This is a genomic window from Sphingobacterium puteale (genome assembly GCF_050986225.1).
GTDB classification, from domain to species: Bacteria; Bacteroidota; Bacteroidia; order Sphingobacteriales; family Sphingobacteriaceae; genus Sphingobacterium; species Sphingobacterium puteale.
In genome coordinates this window covers 5,191,488-5,212,437 of the sequence record NZ_CP158959.1, presented here as the reverse complement: position 1 = coordinate 5,212,437, position 20,950 = coordinate 5,191,488, and the positions used below count along the sequence as shown (strand labels likewise).

Below are 20,950 nucleotides of genomic sequence, written 5' to 3'. Positions count from 1 at the left end.
TATTTTGGTTATAATTTTTCAAAGATCATATTGCCAGAGACTTTAAAATAAGAGCCGTCTGAAGCGGTTCCATTCATGTTTCCGAGAAAACCCAAGGTTACAGGTCCCGCTTCTGTTACTGTAAATTCGAATATTGCACTGCTTCCAGATAGGGTTTGAAAGCCTAAGGCTGTATTCAAGGCTGATTGATCGGGCAAGGCATTGCCTTTGGCGGCGATGAGGTGAACGACACCGGCGCTGCCTTTGTCAATCTTTGAGACTGTAAAACGATATTTTCCGGGCTGTAGGTTGGTCGTTTGATAAATCTTACCATTTACAATTGGCGCTAAGTTGGGGGAAGGTGAGGCCCATTGCCACCAACCTGCTTCCAAAGATAAACAGGCTTTTTTATCCCGAATCTCAATTCCGCCATAATATTTTCCGTCTGCTGTCTTGAAGTTCTTTGCCGCATCATTGACAAGCCACACCGCCGGAGTGCCCCAACGATCGCCGCCCATGGCAGAAGTCTCGAAAGGAAAGTTCATATTTTTTAGGTAAACCTCCTTGGGCGATATATTTGCGGAATAGTTCGTGTAGAATGTATCTATACTTAAGGAATCCGGAACAAATAATGTACGGTATCGCAGTGGTTTGCCAGGCATAAAGTCTGCTAAAATGCTTTTGCCAAGTTTAATGGAGTCTCTTTGAATAATCAATTTCCCTGATGTATTGGTGTACTCCACTTCTGTAAACTGAGCACCACTTGTCAGATCAATTCCCCCCCAATTGACGGTGGTTTTTTGATCGCCAGCAAAATAGTCAACAGCATACATTGGTCTGTTGATAAGTCCCGAGCTGAACCGTTCGCCATAAGATACGCCAGTTTTAAAAACGCTTAGCGACTTATTGCCTTGGGCGTCGTAGGTAATAAGTTCAAAATTATGTACTCCTTCACTTATTTTCAGTGAAATTTTTAAGGTATCTACGCCAGCCGTACGATTGATTTTTACCTCAGTCGAATCTTGCCGATTATCCCAGTATATTTTGAGACGATCTACCTTGGGGTCGGCCATAAATAATCCAGTGATATAGACGCGCTCTTTACCCGAGAAGACCTTTACGGAATCAATTTTTCCGGTGTAGGAAATTTCGCCGCCTTCCAGGTACTTTTTATAATCATCACTTTTTGAACAGCAAAGGAAAGAAAGCATGGCCATGCTAAGCAAAGACATGATAAAGAATGTTTTAATATGTGCTACTTTCATAATAGTCTAATTGATAATAAACAAGTTGTATTAACGTGGATCGCCATAAACCTGTAATTCGGCGATGGACATAAAGGACGATCCCTGCCAATTTTTAATGGTTTTGATGCGTAGATAGCGGACCTTTGGTGCACTGATATCAAAGTCAAAGCTTAAACCCGAATTGGCAAGTTGATAATCCTCATCCGTTTGTTGCCCCATGGGTAGTCCAGAAGGCTTTTTGCTTTCGAAGGTACCTAAGCGCGTCCAGTTGTTCCAGCTCCCGTCCGAAGGCGGGTTATCGGAACCCCATACTTCAAAAAATCGCACATTACCGCCGTAATAATACATACGCCCATCGTTTGTATATTCTGGATAGTCCCAGATTACTATCCGACTCATTTTGGCCAGTACACCTGTATCAAATGTTACCCATTGTGGGCCATTTACAGTGACGTCAGTCAATGATATATTGGGCCAGTTCCAATTGTCTCCGTCCCACATCTTGGATAGTCCCGTAGAAGAATATTGTTGTTTAGAATCCGTGGGTAATGTAACTGCAGTATACCTCGATTTTGGAAGTGCCTGTTCAAACAGCGGGGTCAAAGTCGTCACAAGCGTATCGGTAAAATTCATGTATTTGTCTCTCACGGTAATCGCAAACTGTTTGGGATTTGGTGCAAATCCACGGATCGTACGTGAAATCTGTTTAGCGGAAGTATAGATGTTGTCTACAGAAGGTACCCATTCACCTAACGAATCGACCATCACCATCACGGTGAGATTTTTTTCCGTCTCGTTTTCGGCAGTGATCCGAATGCCCCCAAAAGCTGGAATGGCCTCCAGACTCCGAAAGGTATTCCAGATGGGATTTTCTAAAGGTGTTACGGAGACTTCGATAGGCGCCGAACTGATTTCACTTCTATTTACGGCATAGAGCTTGATCGAATGCGGATTTGTATCAGCAAAACCTTCCACGAGAAGCGTGTTGTTATAGTAGGAGGATTTCACCTCCATCTCTTTACCTGACCTTAATTGATAGACGGCTTTGACATACAATAGATCCTGATCTTTTGGTAAGGTATAGGTAATACGTGCCGCTCCGGCCAGGTTTTCTACTTTCACATTACTGACCTGCCCCGGCGCAGTACTGTTGACAACAGGAGCGACTTGAATTTCTTCTTTACAGTTTTGGAATAAGATGCAGAACAAAAATATGGTCTGTATCAATTTTCTGTTTATGTTCATTTCTTTATGACTTTAAGGATAAAATTGAAAGGACTACCAGCCTAAATTTTGTGTCAACGAAGGATTTACGGTTAATTCACCTTGGGCAATTGGCCAGAAATAATCTCTAGGCGCCACAAATGTCTGCTGAAATAAGGTTCTTATCTGGTAATAATCAGCACTGATCTCCTGATTCACGCTCCATCCGGTAATGTTCTGATTGAAATATTTAACGGCCAGTTTCCAGCGTCTTAGATCCCAATAGCGTTTTCCTTCAAAGGCCAATTCGATCATTCGTTCATGTTGGATAATTTCGCGAAGACCTTCTTTGGTCGTAGGCTTGTCTGGGTTTGACGAATACTGGTTCCAAGACGTTAGGACACCGGGGATTCCAGCACGTTCGCGTATGCGGTCTAAATACGCGTAAACATCAGCAGAAGGACCATTGGCTTCATTCAACGCCTCAGCATACATCAGATAAATATCGCTTAGGCGCATATCTGGCCAAGGGTAGGATTTATAACTGACACCATTGCTACTGAAAGCCTGCTCCCAATTCACTAATTTTTTAAGGAAGTATCCAGTTTCATTGATCCACCCATGATTATTGGCACCAGCAGGCTGATTTAGCTTCGCCTGCACATAATACGTATCCTCATCCGATAGGCTTTTGGTATCAAATTTGAACCAGATGCCACCGTCAAAACCCAGGTCAGCATAAAATCGGGGCTCGCGGTCGAAGTTTAAACGTGCCGTGGTATATCCTTCTTTGATATAATACCGATCTGCAGCGGTAGCCGTGCGTAGGCTCGACTTGTCATTAAAATCGAGGGTTTTATCCTCATTGATGGGGACACCATTTTTTGTGTAAAACATTTCTGCAATTTTCAGCGGTGCGCTGAGATGTTGTCTTGCCGTACCGACCACCGCTTCCGGGGTTAAGAGGGGCATCGCATCCCGCTGTATATTCCATGCCTGGTAATTGGGATTTGCCCAGATGTGTTCAGCAGACCAACGCTCATTGAAGCCCAGGTTGATGCCCAGCACCTGCGCGGTTGCATCGCTCATCTTAAACTGTCCATATTCGGCCTTATTGAAAGGGAAGAAGCGGATGCCCGCAGCATCGGCAGATTCAATTGCCGCTTTTGCAGCCTCCGCGGCCTTTGTCCATTTTGCGGCCTCATAAGTTGGATTGAAGAGCTGTTCGCCTTTGCTATTGCGCATGGACTGATAATCTGTATTTCCGTTGAATAGGGGACTAGCAGCAGTCAGCAATACCTCAGCCTTTACAGCCTGGATAATGGGTTTGGTCACCCGTCCAAGTTCCGCAGCCTTATTGGGGATAATTAAAGGAACAGATTTCTGTGCAGCAGAATCCAGCAAAGAAACGATATAATTGACCACCTCATCGACGGGACGCTGTTCTACCCGTACAGCAGACTGATCTGCGTCAAGAGATATATTTTTTTCGACAACGGGGATTGGTCCATATTGGCGGAATAACAAATAGTGGTAATAAGCTTTTAGAAACAATACTTCTCCAATCCATCGCGAGCGATCATCGATTGAGAGATCAGGTACCTTGGACAGATCAGAAACATTTTCTAAAAAGATATTGCAGTCTCGGATAGCGATCCATAAACCGCTTCTCCAGGAGTCTACAAGTGGTTGATTGACATTTTGTCCGCCGCGGGCGATACGCCAGTTATTTGCCGGATAGATTTCCCGCTGGGCAACAGGTAGCCATACCTCATCGCCGGCAAGAAATCCAATATTGCTTTGTGCATCCGAATTATTTGGTAACCACGAGTAGCAGGTGAAGAGAAATTTCTCAGCTTCATTTCGTAAGGAAAAGGCGTTGTCAATTGTTGCCACGTTGTCCGGAACGACATCTATATAATCTTTACAGGCAGAAACTCCAAAAGCACTAAACAAAAGGCATGCGATATAGGTTACTGTCTTTTTCATATTTTTATTTTTCATGATTTCTTAATTGTAGTTCACATTAAAAGCTCAGTTGTAAGCCCATGTTATATACGGCCTGAATCGGATAGCCTATTCCTTTTCCACCCATCTCGACATCCCACATTTTAAAGGAGCTTAAGGCAAATAAATTCATTCCATTGGCGTATATCCGAAGGTTTTTTGCTTTGAGGCGTTTCATCAAACTTTCCTTAAACGTGTAGCCTACTTCCACTGTTTTCAATCGGAGGAAGGCGCCACTACGCATCCACCAGGTACTTCTTTGGTTATTATTCGCAATAATATTTTCACTTAGACGAGGCCAAAAGGCGTACAGATTTCGATTTTCTTCACTCCAATAACTATCGGCAATGACCTGTAGAAGGCCGTTTTGCGAACCACCATTTAAATAGAAGGGCGAAATATTTTCGGGATTAATGAAAAAGGAAGAGCGTGCAGATCCCTGAAAGTAAAAGCTGAAGTCTAAACCTTTTCCACCCACTGTACCGCCAAAGCCATAGATCATTTCTGGCGTGGTAGGGTATCCGATCGCGACGCGGTCTAAATCTGTGATCTGTCCATCGCCATTTACGTCACGGTATTTGATGTCACCACCCAGATAATCTAAGCCCGGTTTTCCGAATTGAACCGGAGAATTCAGTACCTCCTGATCGTCCACAAAAAGTCGTTCAGCGATGTAACCAAACTCTTGGGACGCCGAAGTACCTACTGTATAGCGACTGGCTTCTTTGTAAGCGGGTTCATCCACAATCAGTTTCTTGCTCACGGCATAAGTCATCGTTCCACGTCCCTGAATGTACCAGCTGTCGCCAAAGTTTTTGTTATAATTTAGCGTCACATCTACCCCTTTACTTTCGGCTTTATTCGTATTGGCGACAATAGCGGCGCGAAGTCCCATTGTACTCGGTATATATGATCGGCCGGTGAGAATATTGCTCCGGACCTGTTTGTATACATCTACATTTAGCTCGAGGTCTTTAAAAAGACCGAGTTCGAGTCCTAAGTTTGTCTGGCGCGATCGCTCCCATGTGATATCCTCATTGGCATAACGGCGTATGGCGATGGTTGGTCTGGTATATCCTGAAAGCTCACCAAATCCAATCTGAAAGGCATTCATGTCGACATCAGATAAATAGAAAAAGCGATCTTGCGAACGGCCGATTTGATCGTTCCCAGCAAAACCATGTGTAGCACGGATTTTTAGTTTTGAAATGACATCTTTGACAGGTTCGAAAAATGATTCATTGGATATATTGTAGCTAAGCCCAAAAGAAGGGAAAAAACCTAAGCGACGATTTTTGGCAAAGCGTTCTGAACCATTGTAACCAAAGTTGAACTCGGCAATATAACGGTCATCAAAATTGTACGAAAAGCGACCAGAAAGACCGATATTGCGTGAAGGCAGCGACAATTGCAAGTTTCCGGCATTCCCACTCAATGAATTCTGAACTAAACCGATCACTGTGGCCCCTACATTATGCTTACCAAAAGCATGATTATAGCTGGCAATCGCATGCGCATAAAACATCGAGTTGACTTCTTTTGCAGACTCTGAATAATCGAGGTATTCGGTACCAACAGTTCCGATTGATCCAAGTGAACCATCGTTCATGACCCGGAGGCTTAGATCGCCAGAAGCATCAGCCGATGCCGTGTAATAGAAAGGATTATATTTGCGGCTTACTTCAAAGTAAGCATAACGTTTAAGATAAGTCATTGCCGTAAGGCTCAGCCCTGGGATCAATGCATTCAGATTTTGGTTAATCTGAATCTGTGGCATGATCGTCGAGGTATTAAATTCTTGGTAACCACGTACCATTTCGGCGTAAGGGTTTACAAATAAACCACCATTCCTATTGAGTGCATTACCAAATAAAGGGTGATTCATGTAAGGCATATACGAAGACGGATAGATCGCCGGGAACATGACAGGATTCGACCAGATGGCGCGTCTGAAGGTTGCAGCTCCACCATTGATACGGCTTCCATTTTCGTCTGTGCTGCCGATCGGTCCATTGTAATCGTCAAACTGGGCATATACACGTACGATACCCGTCGTTGTAGGGGTAAAGTTGATATCAACATTTGAACGGACGGAGTAATTTTTTAACTTGATATTGTTATTGAAATTGTTGATTCCGTTCATCTTCAAAATACCATTGTCGATGTTATATGTGCCGGATAGGTAGTACTTTGCTTTTGCTCCACCGCCGCTGATATTTAAGTTATTGCGCTGGTTTATGGTATAGTCTTTTATAAGCTGGTCAATCCAATTATTATTCGGGTAGAGCAGCGGATTGTCTCCGGCTCTTGTATGGTCAATTTTGGTCTGCCAATACGGGAGCCCCTGTCCACTGGCCGCATCAGCGGGCCTTGTCAGGTACGCCTCGTTGGCCATTTCCATGTAGCGGATGTTGTCTGCAAATTTAAAATTGCGGGTATTGGTAGAGACATTACTTTCCGTACGGAATTCAAATTTTGTAGCACCTTCTTTCCCCAGTTTTGTGGTGATCAGGACGACGCCGTTTGCCCCCCGGGCACCATACATGGCCGCCGCATTGGCATCACGAAGGACCGAAAAGCTCGCAATATCATCGGGCTGTAAGCGGGCCATATCGGTCGGTGAAGATTCGATGTTATCGATGAGAATCAATGGGTCCTGTTTTCCGGTACCAAAACTTCCAAGTCCCCGAATAAAGAAATTTGCATTATCAGATCCAGGTTCACCACTGCGTTGAAAGGCAATCATACCGGCAACCCTTCCAGCAAGCATAGTGGTTAGGTTGCTCGTCGGTCCTTTTAATTCTTTCGGATTAATCGTGGTTACGGAGCCCACCACAGAAGCTCTTTTTTCACGTTGACCAAACCCCGTAACAACGACATCTTCGATAACATTTTCGTTTAGTTTAATTTGGATGTCTAAGGTAATGGTATTGTCGGCATCTGGTTTTTTTCCGGTCAGGGAAATTTCCTGACGTGCATAGCCGACACTACTAAATACTAAAGTTGCGGTTTTGTTGGTATTGAGTACATATTTTCCATTTCCATCCGTCGATACGCGCGTAGTGCCCCCCAAGACACTTACTGTGACGCCCGATACCGCTGTACCGTCATTTTCCGAGGAGACTTTTCCTTGTACACGAACCTGTTGCGCCATAGCTGCACAACAAGTTGCCGTCATTAGAAATATAAAAATTCCTAGACGAGATTTAATCTTCTTCCATCTTTTCATTAATAAGAATTTTGGTTATAAATTGAGTTATGTTGAATACAATTATCGTTACAATGAATTGGATAATTCGAGGGGATTTACAGCAAAAAAAGGGGGTGAAATGGTCAATAGTAAATGGTCGGTTTTGCGCGTATAGCCTGGTGTGCCCCATACGAATATCTCCCTTACTTTGGCCGAATATATCACCCTGATTTTTTATCAATAACGTCTTGGTGCCGACTTTACCAAAACAGATTTAGTTACCTTGGAGCGTGTGGGAAATGAGTGGAGAGTATCCAAATCGATCAATTCGTATAAATAGGATTTTACATCTGGTGGTTTGCCAGTAATAAAAGTCAAGCCACTAATAAATTATGTGTTTAAGTTTAGTTTAGAAGCCAGATCGTAATACACCTTCAATTCAGCTACACATATCCGTAATTCGGATCATCGGCTTGATTCCTTGGTTTCTACCTTTGAACTATAAAAATTTATAAGTTATGCAAACAAAGAAATTAGGGAGTCTAGGACTTGAAATACCTTTAGTAGGATTAGGCTGTATGGGTATGACCAGCTTAGCAGGTGCCGATGTGTACGGAAAAGCAGATGAAAAGGAATCCATTGCAACAATCCATCGTTCGCTCGAATTGGGCGGAAATTTTCTCGACACGGCCGATCTGTACGGCCCACATTTTAATGAACAACTGATCGCAAAAGCTATTTCCGGAAACCGAGATCGATACATCATTGCCACAAAATTCGGGTATGAGATAGATGATAATGGGCAGATGACCTGGAAATTAAATGCCAGTCCGGACTACATTAGAAAATCCATTGATCGTTCGCTCAAAAATCTGAACACAGATGTTATTGATTTGTATTATCTGCACCGTCCAGATCCGAAGGTGCCGATCGAAGAAACAATTGGAGCAATGGCAGAATTGGTGCAAGCAGGAAAAATCAAATATATTGGTGTCTCTGAGATCGATGCAGATTTGATCAGACGTGCACATGCTGAGGCTCCTATCACGGCAGTTCAAAATGAAGTTTCGCTATTCAGTCGTGATGTGGAAACCAATGGCGTATTGGACACAGTTAACGAATTAGGCATCGGATTAGTAGCCTATTCACCATTAGGCAGAGGTTTTTTAACGGGTGAATTGAAATCTCCGGAGGATATGGCAGCAGATGATTTCCGTAGACAAATACCGCGTTTTCAAGGAGAACAATTTTACAAAAACATTGAATTAGTAAAAGAATTGGAAAAAATGGCAGATGAAAAAGGATACAGTACTTCACAGTTAGCGATTGCCTGGCTCATTCAAAAAGGCATTACGCCTATTCCTGGAACGAAACGAGTGAAATATGTAGAGCAGAATATAGAGGCTACAAACATTCGATTTACGGAAGCTGAATTGCAAAAAATTGAAGAAATACTTCCTGCTCATGCAGAAACAGGTAATCGTTCGTTTGATTTTCCTGAGTAAATAAGCAGGTTGCAAAAGAGCTTCTTCACAACCGGGAAGCTCTTTTGTTATATAAATCACTAAATTTATATAATATATTTTATCGTAAAATAATGGCTCAACCCAACGAAATACATATACATATCGACTCTGTAGCGTCCTATCACGAGATGATGGGCATTGAAAAACCGATGCATCCTTTATTTAGTATCATCGATTTTTCGAAAATTACGTATTCCCATCCAAAAGAGACATGCTACATCCATTCCAATTTGTACAACATCAGCGTCAAATCAGGTGCAGATTGTATTTTACAATATGGTCCGCATCACTTTGATTTTACGCAGGGAGCAATGTCCTTTTTCAAACCCGGACAAACTATCAAGGTAGACCCTAATGCTGCTATAGTGAAAGATGGTTTTACCATCAATTTTCATCCCGATTTTCTGCGTACTTTTCCTTTAGACAAAAAGATACAACGCTATGATTTTTTTGATTACAAAGTCAATGAAGCCCTGTTTCTCTCAGACGAAGAAAAAGCCCAGTGCAACGCTATTGCCAAAGGTATTGAAACCGAATACAAGAGTAAAATAGACAGTTATAGTCAGGAAGCCATCGTGAGTTTTCTGGATCTGTTGCTGGTTTACGGCAAACGTTTTTACGACCGGCAATTCATTACCCGAAAAACCCATCAGCGACCTATTGTGGTTCAGTTTGAAGAATTATTGGATGCATACTTTCATGAGGAGCTTCATTTGCAAAAGGGTCTGCCCAACGTGAAATATTTTGCCGAGGCTGTGCATATGTCACCCAATTATTTAAGTGATCTTTTGAGAACATCAACAGGTAAAAGTGCCCAAAGCCATATCCAAAGTAAGCTGATCGAGGTTGCTAAAACCATGCTCAGCTCCACAGTACTTTCCGTTTCTGAAATCGCCTACCAGTTAGGATTTGAACAGGCGCAATCGTTCAATAGATTATTCAAATCCAAAACCAATCAAACTCCTTTGGAATTTAGGGCAAGCTTTAATTAAGAATTGATTTATTTTGTATTTATAGCCCAATACCTATAAGAAACCTGAATGAAAGAGGGCGGTATATTCTGCATTCAACTCGGACACAAACATTTTGCTTATAGTCATCCATCCATTGTCAGGTCGCTTCCCTAACTTCATCCAGAATGTCAAACAGGTAACAGTTTGTCCATCATGTTGAAACACCGGAACCGTCGGCCATTGCTCAACGTATCGCTCATAAGTCCATCGACCAAGTGTCATTGGGCAACATGGGCTTGACCAGCGGCTGTTTTACTCTTTGCTGCAACCGCCGCTTTGCTTTCCTTCTGATGTTCGTGAAAATGCTAAAGAACTACTTTCTCATTTAACAGCTGTCATCCCCCCAATACTAGATTGTTAAATATCGTTATTTTTTTACACCGCCTGCTTTTTTTGTTTAACATTGTTTGTAATTGTAAACTAATTCAATCCAATATCAGTTAGTGCCTTGATCAATCCCGATGAGGAGTCCTCTTCTTGGATAATCTTGTTGATAATTTAAAGGCAAGGTATATGGCTTTTATATAAGAATAGGCCGATCCGATAAAAGAATGATATGCACTTTTAACAGTTTATATATGTTAACCAACAAATACTTATGCTCGATGATTTTGGCTATGTGCTCAACACTTAGCTGTTTTGCACAAGAATATAGTCGGGTCAAAATTAAAGTCAATCTCCATGGGATTGATAACGAAAAACTTACTTTACAGTTTGATGATGGCATAGTCTTAGAGGAACTTAAATCAGGTCGGGGAGATTCTAGCTTGTTTATCGATAGGCCAATTAATACACCCTATCCCAGAATAAGTACCATTTATAATAGCCAATATTGCGAAAATTACTTTATAGAAGACAATAATGCCATTCTGAATCTTTTCTATGATGTTAGCAAAAAAGATGCGCCAGTTTATTCCTATAAGAATACAAATATTACCGTAATTGATACCGTTTCCAATAAATTTTATGGGGATCTGAGAAAGGATCAAGAGGACGAACTATCCAAGTTGAACACTTTTTTTAAAAAGCATGGCCACGAAATACGCTCAAATGATTCTGTCAAGTATGAACTCACCGGTTTGATAAAGGCAATAAATGCGAAGTCAATGAATTTTCTAGCCACCAACAGCAACGATTTTTTTTCCTTTTATTATTTTAAAGATCAGGTTCTTGGACTTACAAATTTTATCGAACGTGATCCTGAATATTATACGCATCTATTAACGTATTACAACACTACATTCCCTGAAAAATTCAGACAGAGCGGCGAGGGAAAACAGATCGTGTCAGATTTAAAACTACATATATCTCCTGTGCTTTTAAAAGAAAATATGGCTATGCCAGATGTCTATTTTAAAGATAATCATGGAGACAGCATCTTCTATAAGAATCAGAAAGAAAATTTTGTCTTACTTGATTTTTGGGCCAGCTGGTGTGGCCCTTGTGTTCAACAGATTCCTGATATCAAGGCATTGAGAGCTCAATTTTCGGCGGATAGCCTGAAAATAGTCAGCATTTCCATCGATCGTGATTCGGCAAGTTATATCAATAGCATAAAACAGCATAAAATGGATTGGCTACATAGTTTGGATAGGGGAGCAGTATTGAGCGGTTCGCTGGGGATCAGTAGTGTACCGACTGTGCTACTGGTAGACCGAAATGGTAAGATCGTTTACTATAAAAATGGCGGAAAACTTGATGTCGATAGAATACGTTCCATTGTCGGGAAAGATTAATTTGATATGCACGCCACACATTTGCTGCCATTTTCATAACCGAAGGTGTACCAATAGAAAGCTTTAGCAAAAATGACGGGGCATAAAAATATCCCCACTACAGATTTATGCAAGATTACAAGTCAGAAAGTCAATAAATTTTTCATTTTTTTTTACTTTTTTTGCTAAACCGTACATGCCTTTTTAGGGCATACTTTAATTATCTGATACTACATGGAATCAATTATAGCAACGCTACTATTTATACCATTGGAGATACCTTACTTGTCCGGCGTTGTTATAGGGACTTTTTTGTCTTTTGTTTTGTTTACTAAAACAGATAAAAAAGTAACAGACTACATGCTTGCATGCTGGCTCGCAGTATCGACAATAATGCTGCTATCGATTTACCTGCTTAAATCGGGGCTCTACCTCCAACACCCAGTACTATCAATCCAGGGATTATGGATGCCATTGGCGCAGGGACCGTTCCTCTACCTCTATATAAAATATCAGACACGCCCAATTCCCTTTAAAAAAATAGACCTATTACACTTTTTACCATTTATTCTGGGCTATTTGCTTTTCTCTCAATTTTATTGGCTTTCATTTGATGATAAAGTGAATGTGCTTAAAAATGGTTCCATGGGATTCGAAACAGAAAATAGATGGCGGATTGTTTTAATATATCTCTCCGGTGTTATCTATATTCCTCTATCTTTCTACAAGCTATTGTTGTTTAGGAAAAATCTTAAATACCGATTTTCAAATATTGAAAAAGTAAATTTTCTATGGCTGCTTTATTTGGTCGCGGGTATGGCGGCAATCTGGATAATTGTCCTCATCTTCCATAAAGATCATCTTGTTTTTTCTGCTTCTGTAATCTATATATGGTGGATGGGATATTTTGGCATCAAACAAGTAAATGTGTTTAGTCAGAAGCACATTGAGGACGCGAACCTTGCTAATTATACCGAGATCGTTAATAGAGAAGACCAATCGCCGCAGAACAGTTCATATCCGCCCAAATATGCAAAATCACTCCTGGAACCAGATGCTGCGAATCGGATATACGTAAAACTACAAATTGTACTAGAGCAGCAAAAGCCATATCTAAACCCAGAATTGACCCTTAACGACCTCGCAGGGATGGTTGATACGCATCCCAATTTGCTGTCACAGGTGATCAATTCCGTGATCGAAAAAAATTTTTACGAACTGATAAACGAACTGCGTGTGAAAGAATTTTTACAACGGATGACATTACCTGCCAATAAAAAATATACGTTGCTCACAATTGCGTATGACTGTGGGTTTAACTCAAAAGCTTCTTTTAACCGAAATTTTAAAAAGTACACAGGCAAGTCTCCTCAGCAGTACCTCAAGACAGATTTGTAAAGGACTCAATCTTCAAATAGAGGACTCAATTTTCATAATGACCTGTAAAATAGGTTTATATCGTTTAAATCAAAGAGGTGTCAACCTGTCGGATGAGCCTTTATGAGCTTATATATCGCATACTTTTGTATATGCATTAAGCTAAGCAATATAAAGGTGCAATATGAAAATGTTCAATTGGATAAAAAAAATAGTCGTTATCATTATTTCTTTCATCGCTTTAGTACTGCTAGCAGGTTTCATATTTGAAAGCTGGTCTCGTGCAAAAGCTGAAAAGATTATTCCCAATGGTCAGTTCGTCGAACTGGACCGTTGCCGACTTCATTACCTGAAAAAGGGAACAGGCGGGCCAACAATTGTCTTTGAATCGGCATTATGCCCCGAAGGCCATCTTCAATGGTATTCTATTCAACAGGAACTAAGTTTGCATACTACAACCGTTTCTTATGACAGAGCTGGTATACTCTGGAGTGAAAGAGGGGAAAATCCAAAAACCGGAGAAAAAATGGCCGAGGAATTATACTTGCTGTTGGAAAAATCCAATGCACCGAAACCTTACATCCTCGTTGGTCATTCTATGGGAGGTATGCTGGTCCGAATTTTCGTTGATAAATATTCGCAGGATGTAGCTGGAGCTGTATTGATTGATAGCCAGCATCCAGAAAATGAAAAATACCTTTCACCCGGACTTTATAAATTGGTGAACAAGGGGTTACCGGCCGAATTTTTGAAGTTTGCGAATGCATTTGGTTTGGCAAGACTGATGTTCAAGGATATGTTTCCTCCTTCGAAGCAATATCAATATCAAAACTCTTTAATGCCTGCATTATTATACAAAAGCGCTGCTGCAGTTCTTGAAGAACAAGAGCAGATGGCCGCTATAAAGAGTGATGCTGCAAAAATAATATCCTTTGGCAATATTCCTCTTTACGTTATCAGTGCGACGGACACTACCCGTTTTGATACATTGTTTAAGGAAAAAAGACTACGGGCCGAAATGGTAACAGCATGGGATAACATGCAGAAAAATCTTCTGTCTCTTTCTACGAACAGTAAACATCTTAGGGTCGCAGGTAGTGGCCACTACATCACCTTGGACCAACCGCAGGTTATTGTCGGTGCAGTAAAAGAACTGATTCTTCAACTCCGCGACCCATCTCTCGTAAAAGATGACCGATAGATCGGAAAGTTAATGAGCTGTTTCGATTTGATATTAATACGATTTTGATTTTTTAAACTTTTAAATGTATAATCATGAAAACAAAATGTATCCTATTTTCTGGGTTGATTGCAACAATGATCTTTGGCTCGGTATCCTGTGGTAAAGACGATGGACCTGATGAAGGCTCAGACAAGGGCTATCCAAAAAATGTAACCATTGAATACAAGTTTACTGTAGCTTCGGGTACGCCGAACAAAGTGGAACTATCTTACACGAATGAAAGTGGCGGAAGGGAAAATGTGAAAGATGCCATACTACCATATTCGAAAAAAATAAGTCGTACTGTAAATCCGTATGATGGTGCATCTGCTCATTTTTCGGCATTTGGACCAGGGGGAATAAAGGCGGAGGTTTACATAGACAACAAATTGATAGGCTCTAAAACTGCGTCCTCAAATTCTGCGACGGCAAGTTTTAATGATGCAGTTAGTTACATATGGCGGTAGTTTGCACACATATCCCTGAAAAGTGCTCAGTCTTTCAGGGATACGTATCGAATTTCACCTCCCCATTCCCGCCATTCACCGAGTTTTCCTGTCCGTTAGTCTAAAGCCCATAGGTCAGGAGCGTCTTGTGTCGTAGTTTTGAGTCAACAAATAAGAACTAAAAACTAACACAATAAAATAAAGACATTATGAACTCATTAGTAAAAACATTCGCAGCAGCAGCTTTAATCGCAGTATCCACTTTCACTATGGCCGCTGAAGGACCAGGTTCAAAATCAGCAAAAGCAAACGTTAACCTTTCAACAGCGGACTTTGCACTTGACCACTATGTTGCGGTAACTACCGAGGGTGAGTCAGCAGGCGTAGAGCAATTATTCGCTGAAGACTTCAGCCAAAAGATCCAAGCTTCCAATGCACAGTCTCATAGCCGTGATGCTGTAATCAAATCATTGAAAAAACAAAAAGGTGAGAAACTAAACTGTCTGGTAAGCACCGACATCATCGAAGAGTCCGCTGATTATATGGTTGCTAAAGTAACCTTGAAATTTGAAGACTTTACCAAGACTGATCTGGTGACTTTGGAACGTGTGGGCAATGACTGGAAAGTATCCAAATCAATCAATTCGTATAAGTAGTATTTAATAATTAGTGATCTGCCAAGATCAGTATAACGTCAGATCACTAGTGAATCATATGTTTATTAAGGCCATGTCGGGAGATGTGGCTTTTACAGTTTATTGATTTTCAAGAATTTTCAACAGTTTTTGATTTAAGTACAGTTTTTCCTTTCCGACTTTTACGGATTCAAGAATTCCATTCTGCTCCAATGCGATTAGATAATTTCCAACAGTTTTCGCATTTCCTAAATTGTCGTCAATCAAATTTTGACGTTTTGTATAAGGTAATCTAAATAATATCTCAACTAAATCTTTTGAATACATTTTAGGAAGTTTCGTTTTGATGTTAGTACTCATTTCCTCTATTGCTTGTGTGATTAGATATAATCGTTTGAGACCTTTTGATGCTGTTTGTTCGATCATATCTAACATATATAAGATGTAATCTTCCCAATTTTCATTTTCTGTTACTCCCCTGAGTTTGGTATAATAATCATTTTTATTCTGAATGATGTATTCGCTTAGATAAATTGCTGGAACTTCTAATAGTCCGGAAAGTTTTAAGTAGAGCAAAAGTAGAATTCTTCCAGTTCTACCATTTCCATCTACAAAAGGGTGGATTGCTTCAAACTGGTAATGTAATAACGCCATTTTGATCAATGGATCAATGTTGCTTTCTTCATTGATGAATTTTTCTAAATTAGCGAGTTTCTCTCTAATAATTGTTTCTCCACTTGGTGGTGTGTAGATAATTTCACCTCGATTGTTGCTTAGCATTGTTCCTGGTGTAACTCGAATGGATGCATTATTTTGTTTAATACATTGAACTATTTTAATGCAAAGGTTTGTAGTAATAAAAGGTTTAGCTTTGAGTTCTTCAAGACCTAGCCATAGTGCTTTTTTATAACTTAAAACTTCTTTTGTTGATAAATTTTCAATTTTCTTGTCAGCAACAAATGATCTGTATAATTCATCATTTGTTGTAATGATATTTTCAACTTCCGAACTTGCTTTTGCTTCTTGTAAGTAAATTGTATCAAGAAATAGCGTCGGATTTGGTAAATTTAATAAAGTACCATTTAATTGGGCCAGCACACGACCAGCAGAAATAGTTTTCCGCAGAATTTTTTTTGTTTCGATATCCTTGGTTGGTGGCAATAATGGTAAATCGTTATAGGGATATTTTCGGTCAAATTTATTCATTTCTTCGAGTGTAAATTTTACTTCTGTGTGTGTTACGAGTGTAAAAATAGTAAAAAATTACTCTTGTTTTTTGTTTAGGTGTAAAAAATGCTCTTATTTTACTTTACCTCCCCATTTCCGCCATTCACCGAGTTTTCTGTCACGTTGATCTAAAGCCCGTAGGCTAGGGGCATATTGTGAAGTAGTTTTGAGTCAACAAATAAGAACAACAGAACTAACAAAAAAATAAAGACATTATGAAAGCATTAGTAAAAACATTCGCCGCAGCAGCTTTAATCGCAGTATCTACTTTTGCTATGGCCGCTGAAGGCCCAGGCTCCAAATCAGCAAAAGCAAACATTAACCTTTCTACTGGATATAATGTTGATGTTGACCCCTCCGCTGGACATATTGACCCCTCTAACGAGTTAGTATCTCAGTCCAACTGATGACCTGACAATATTACTTCTTTTTTCTTAGACTTTCGCCTTTAAGTTCTATTCTGTAAGATCCATGGATCAGTCTATCGAGTATTGCGTCTGCAATTGTATCTTCACCGATTACATCATACCAACTGGCCACAGGTAGCTGACTGGCAATTATTGTCGAGGCTTTAGCGTGTCTATCTTCAATTATTTCCATCAGATCCAGCCTTTGCTGCTGGTCCAGATTTACCAGGCCAAAGTCATCGACAATAAGCAGGTCTGTTTTTGATATCCTGTCCATCAGCTTATGCAGTGTACCTTCCAGGCGGGCCATTTTAGTCTTTAGGAGTAGTTTTTGCAGGTTAAAGTACAGGACTTTATACCCTTGGGCACAGGCATGATGGCCCAATGCTGAAGAGAGGAAGCTCTTCCCACAGCCCGTAGCACCGCTGATGAGTATCGGATCTCCTTTTTTGATGTACTCGCCGGTAGCCAGCGTAGTGATCAATCCCTTGTCCAAACCTCTGGTAGCGACCATGTTTATCTCCTCTATCGAAGCCTGATAGCGGAACCCGGCATTCTGTTTGAGGCGCTCAAACCTTTTTTCATCCCTTTCATCTGATTCTGCCTGCAGCAATAGGGACAGTCCTTCGGAAAGGGTGAGTTCTGTACTGCGACGGGTTTCATTCAATGCTTTCCAATTACGCTCCATACCATGTAAGCGTAACGCTCTCATCTGTGTTTCAATATTCATCTTATTTTATTATTTGTTTATTTTATTCTGTTCATTCCTGCCCATCACAATATTGCGGGTCCATCGTTTGACTGATCAAACAGTGTCGGCTGGCTGCCTGCATAATACGCTCTTCCCCTGATATTGGCATGCTCCGGCAGGGAGCTTTTTACGGAAGTTTCTTCCTGATTGTTTGCTGTTCCGTTTTCAAGTACATTCCTAAAGTAGTAGTAGGTATATAGTTTATTTTTTAGTACGTAACTACATGCTTTGTCAAATTCTTCTGCCGGGAAGTCCCGTTTTAGCCTGAACAGTCCGTCACAGGTACGGAATAACTGCTCGGGATAATGCGCCCGCTCAAAGAGTATCTCCAGAAGTTTGGCGAACTCTGCAGAGTGTGCTTTTGCCCTTGTCAGGTACGTTTCATGCGAGCGGTTCTTATACGCCTGATGTTCGGACTTTAAATGTGTCGCCAGAGTGGTGTACGCATTTTCCCTGTAACTGCGTATGTGCGCGGCAATCTGTTTGCCCCGACAATAGATCGAGAGCATATTACGTGTGTAAATGATCTTTACCTTTGTTCCGATATAAGCGAAGGGTACGCTGTAATAGTGTTTATTGCGCTGCAGATAGATATGTCCGTTATCTCCAACTTTGAGTTCAGCGTAGCTCTTCAGCTCGAAGCGTTCTTTGGGAAGTTCGCCCAATGTTGATTTTTCGGAACTTAAGAACCGCTCTTCTCGGCAGTATGGCTTTTGCTGCATCCGGGTCTGGTTGTGCTTTAACATACAGACCTTTATAGCTTCATTGAGCGTATGGATATCAAAGAACTGCCTGTTTCTCAGTGGTGCAAAAACACGGGTATAGATCATTTTTACCTGATTTTCTACCAATGATTTGTCTTTTGGGCGGCCTGCACGCGCCGGAACCACAGCTGTGCCGTAGTGATTGGCAAAGTCTTCCATGGACTGGTTCAGGACCGGCTCATATTTATCGGCCTTGATGACAGCTGCTTTGAGATTGTCGGGGACAATGGCCTTTGGCACACCGCCAAGGGACTCCAGGCAGCTGCTCAGTGCATAAAAAAAGTCGGGGGTCTGCTGAGATGGTACAGCGATGGCAAATGCATAGTCTGAAAAGGGCAGGCAGGCCACAAATACCTCACAGGCGACCAGCTCCCCGGTGGACCTGTCAATATAATGGAGCTTTTTTCCGGAAAAGTCAATATATAGTTTATCACCGGCGGTATGTTCAATCACCATGCTGCCCTTGCGCGAGATAAGCTGTTGCCTTAAATGATAGTTGAACTGTGGATAGCTATAACCCGTGGGATCACTTTCTATATATTCCTGCCAGAGCAGCAGCTTGGTAACTCCGGTACGCTTAAGTTCTTTTTCATAATAGTCAAGACGGCTTTTTAGGTACTCAAACTTGTCTGCCTTGTAAGCAGGATTCCCTGCGTGGAACGACTTTTCCAACAGGGGATCCTCCTGTTTAAGAAGTTCTTCCGTATTGAAACCGCCGTCGGCCATCTTTTTAAGATAGGACTTCACCGTATTCTTGCTCATACCAAGGATGCGAGCGATTGTTTTTATACCGCTACCGCTCTGGTACAATCTGATTAATTGCTTTATCTGACTCATTCGTTTTGGTTTTCCAGCCATCAGTGATCCGAATTGTTTGATCACTAAGTAACAAAAACTACTTGCTAAGGGGTCAGCATGCTCCAGCGCAATGAACTGAAAAATGAATTAGGGGGTCAACATCAGCCAGTATGGCAGTTGAATAACAGCCTTAAACGCTATATGCATCCCTAAATCTAATTCAATTTTGAGGGGTCAGCTTGTTCAAGTATATCCATTCTACAGCAGATTTCGCCCTTGAACACTATGTTGCGGTAACGACTGAGGGCGAGTCAGCAGGAGTAGAGCAGATATTTGCTACCGATTTCAGCCAAAAGGTTCAAGCTTCAAATGCGCAAACCCATAGCCGTAGCGCGTTGATCAAATCCTTGAAAAAACAAAAAGGTGAGAAGCTAAACTGTACAGTAACTAGCGACATCATCCAGGAGTCAGCAGATTATATGGTTGCTAAAGTGACTTTGAAATTTGAGGATTTCACCAAAACAGATTTAGTTACCTTGGAGTGTGTGGGTAATGAATGGAAGGTATCCAAATCAATCAATTCGTATAAATAGTATCTAACTAACTAGTGATCTGCCGATATCAGTACAAGGCAGATCACTAGTGAATTATATGTTTATTTAAGGTCATGTCGTGAGATGTGGCTTTTTGCTATTTATTACTCTTCGTCTTCCTCTGCATCAACAACCACTCGTAAATCCAGGGCTCAGTTTCATAGAGGTATTGGATACCATGCCCTTTACCTGTGAGGCGATGGAAGATGATATTGCCGTTGCACTTCTTTAGAGATTCGGTTATTCGTTCTGTTTCTTGTATGGAGATTTCGTCATCTGCCGTGCCGTGATAGGTCAGGATTGGAATGTCTTTGAGGGTACAAATCCGAGTGGTGTCGTTATCATTTATTCCTCCGCATAATGGAACAATAGCTGCGATTTTTTCGGGGTGATCTAAGGCTGCGATATACGTTCCGTAACCTCCCATACTTATTCCGGTTACATAGACACGACTTTTATCGACGCGGTATTTGGAGGTAACTTCATCATATAGCGAATCAAACCAATTTTCCGTGGACCAATATTTCCCGTCTGGACATTGCGGAGCGACCATAATAAAATCGAATTCCTTTCCTTGATCTACCAAATAGGGGAGACCATAAATCTTTAGTTTTTCTAAATTATTTCCCTTTTGAGATCCACCGTGGAGGTAGATAACCAATGGATATTTGGACGTGTCATTATTATAGTTTTTAGGTAGATAGGTGAGGTGTTTGTAATTGACTTTTAGCTTTTCTTGCGCAAAGGATTGCGAGATAAAAAAGCTAAAAAAGATAATTAAAAGAATACTGACAAGTAGATAGTTCCTTGAACTGAAAATTTTGATAAATAATTGAATAGTCATTCTAAT

Annotated in this window: 17 protein-coding genes; 9 read left to right on the top strand and 8 right to left on the bottom strand. The window is 41.0% G+C overall.

The window, feature by feature from the left end; translation table 11 throughout:
* Window positions 1-8 precede the first annotated feature (8 nt).
* Genes ABTV71_RS22015 through ABTV71_RS22000 form a run of 4 tightly spaced genes read right to left on the bottom strand, consistent with a single transcriptional unit; the run spans window position 9 to window position 7,665 of the window.
* Window positions 9-1,244, bottom strand: a complete 1,236-nt coding sequence (locus ABTV71_RS22015) for a DUF4998 domain-containing protein (RefSeq protein ID WP_121127232.1) — start codon at window positions 1,242-1,244, stop codon at window positions 9-11.
* 30 nt (window positions 1,245-1,274) lie between these two features.
* The gene (locus ABTV71_RS22010) at window positions 1,275-2,471 is read right to left on the bottom strand and encodes a DUF5000 domain-containing lipoprotein (protein ID WP_121127231.1); all 1,197 of its coding nucleotides are present in this window, start codon (window positions 2,469-2,471) and stop codon (window positions 1,275-1,277) included.
* Window positions 2,472-2,504: 33 nt separating this feature from the next.
* Window positions 2,505-4,418, bottom strand: a complete 1,914-nt coding sequence (locus tag ABTV71_RS22005; protein WP_433901088.1) for a RagB/SusD family nutrient uptake outer membrane protein — start codon at window positions 4,416-4,418, stop codon at window positions 2,505-2,507.
* 37 nt (window positions 4,419-4,455) lie between these two features.
* Window positions 4,456-7,665: a SusC/RagA family TonB-linked outer membrane protein gene (locus tag ABTV71_RS22000; protein WP_433901087.1), complete on the bottom strand. Its 3,210-nt coding sequence runs from the start codon at window positions 7,663-7,665 to the stop codon at window positions 4,456-4,458.
* A 479-nt stretch (window positions 7,666-8,144) separates the two neighbouring features.
* Here ABTV71_RS22000 and ABTV71_RS21995 point away from each other — a divergent pair, with 479 nt between their 5' ends.
* The 7 genes from ABTV71_RS21995 (at window position 8,145) to ABTV71_RS21965 (ending at window position 15,581) form a co-directional block, all read left to right on the top strand.
* Window positions 8,145-9,131, top strand: a complete 987-nt coding sequence (locus tag ABTV71_RS21995) for an aldo/keto reductase (RefSeq protein WP_433901086.1) — start codon at window positions 8,145-8,147, stop codon at window positions 9,129-9,131.
* 92 nt (window positions 9,132-9,223) lie between these two features.
* Entirely contained in the window at window positions 9,224-10,144 is a 921-nt protein-coding gene (locus ABTV71_RS21990) for a helix-turn-helix domain-containing protein (protein ID WP_433901085.1), read from the top strand.
* 599 nt (window positions 10,145-10,743) lie between these two features.
* Window positions 10,744-11,901 carry a TlpA family protein disulfide reductase gene (locus tag ABTV71_RS21985; protein ID WP_433901084.1) on the top strand — a complete coding sequence of 386 codons (1,158 nt, stop codon included), beginning with the start codon at window positions 10,744-10,746 and terminating at the stop codon, window positions 11,899-11,901.
* Window positions 11,902-12,114: 213 nt separating this feature from the next.
* The gene (locus ABTV71_RS21980) at window positions 12,115-13,278 is read left to right on the top strand and encodes a helix-turn-helix domain-containing protein (protein WP_433901083.1); all 1,164 of its coding nucleotides are present in this window, start codon (window positions 12,115-12,117) and stop codon (window positions 13,276-13,278) included.
* 163 nt (window positions 13,279-13,441) lie between these two features.
* Entirely contained in the window at window positions 13,442-14,458 is a 1,017-nt protein-coding gene (locus ABTV71_RS21975; RefSeq protein ID WP_433901082.1) for an alpha/beta fold hydrolase, read from the top strand.
* A gap of 74 nt (window positions 14,459-14,532) precedes the next feature.
* Window positions 14,533-14,946, top strand: coding sequence for a hypothetical protein (locus tag ABTV71_RS21970; protein WP_433901081.1), 414 nt, complete (start codon window positions 14,533-14,535; stop codon window positions 14,944-14,946).
* 188 nt (window positions 14,947-15,134) lie between these two features.
* Window positions 15,135-15,581 (top strand): nuclear transport factor 2 family protein, encoded by a 447-nt coding sequence (locus ABTV71_RS21965; protein ID WP_433901080.1) that lies wholly within the window; start codon window positions 15,135-15,137, stop codon window positions 15,579-15,581.
* Between the two features lie 99 nt (window positions 15,582-15,680).
* Here the strand turns inward: ABTV71_RS21965 and ABTV71_RS21960 are convergent, their stop codons facing one another.
* Window positions 15,681-16,766, bottom strand: coding sequence for a Fic family protein (locus ABTV71_RS21960; protein WP_433901079.1), 1,086 nt, complete (start codon window positions 16,764-16,766; stop codon window positions 15,681-15,683).
* A gap of 236 nt (window positions 16,767-17,002) precedes the next feature.
* Here ABTV71_RS21960 and ABTV71_RS21955 point away from each other — a divergent pair, with 236 nt between their 5' ends.
* On the top strand, window positions 17,003-17,194 hold the full coding sequence (locus ABTV71_RS21955) for a hypothetical protein (RefSeq protein WP_433901078.1): 192 nt from the start codon (window positions 17,003-17,005) through the stop codon (window positions 17,192-17,194).
* 13 nt (window positions 17,195-17,207) lie between these two features.
* On the opposite strand, the gene istB is transcribed toward ABTV71_RS21955, so the two are convergent.
* Window positions 17,208-17,924, bottom strand: a complete 717-nt coding sequence (gene istB / locus ABTV71_RS21950; RefSeq protein ID WP_121127451.1) for an IS21-like element helper ATPase IstB — start codon at window positions 17,922-17,924, stop codon at window positions 17,208-17,210.
* A gap of 44 nt (window positions 17,925-17,968) precedes the next feature.
* The gene (gene istA, locus ABTV71_RS21945) at window positions 17,969-19,546 is read right to left on the bottom strand and encodes an IS21 family transposase (protein ID WP_241254831.1); all 1,578 of its coding nucleotides are present in this window, start codon (window positions 19,544-19,546) and stop codon (window positions 17,969-17,971) included.
* A 200-nt stretch (window positions 19,547-19,746) separates the two neighbouring features.
* On the opposite strand from istA, the gene ABTV71_RS21940 reads away from it, so the two are divergent.
* Complete coding sequence (locus tag ABTV71_RS21940) at window positions 19,747-20,100, top strand: nuclear transport factor 2 family protein (RefSeq protein ID WP_433901077.1); 354 nt, start codon at window positions 19,747-19,749, stop codon at window positions 20,098-20,100.
* A gap of 97 nt (window positions 20,101-20,197) precedes the next feature.
* Here ABTV71_RS21940 and ABTV71_RS21935 read toward each other — a convergent pair whose 3' ends face one another.
* On the bottom strand, window positions 20,198-20,944 hold the full coding sequence (locus ABTV71_RS21935) for an alpha/beta hydrolase-fold protein (RefSeq protein ID WP_433901076.1): 747 nt from the start codon (window positions 20,942-20,944) through the stop codon (window positions 20,198-20,200).
* Window positions 20,945-20,950 lie beyond the last annotated feature (6 nt).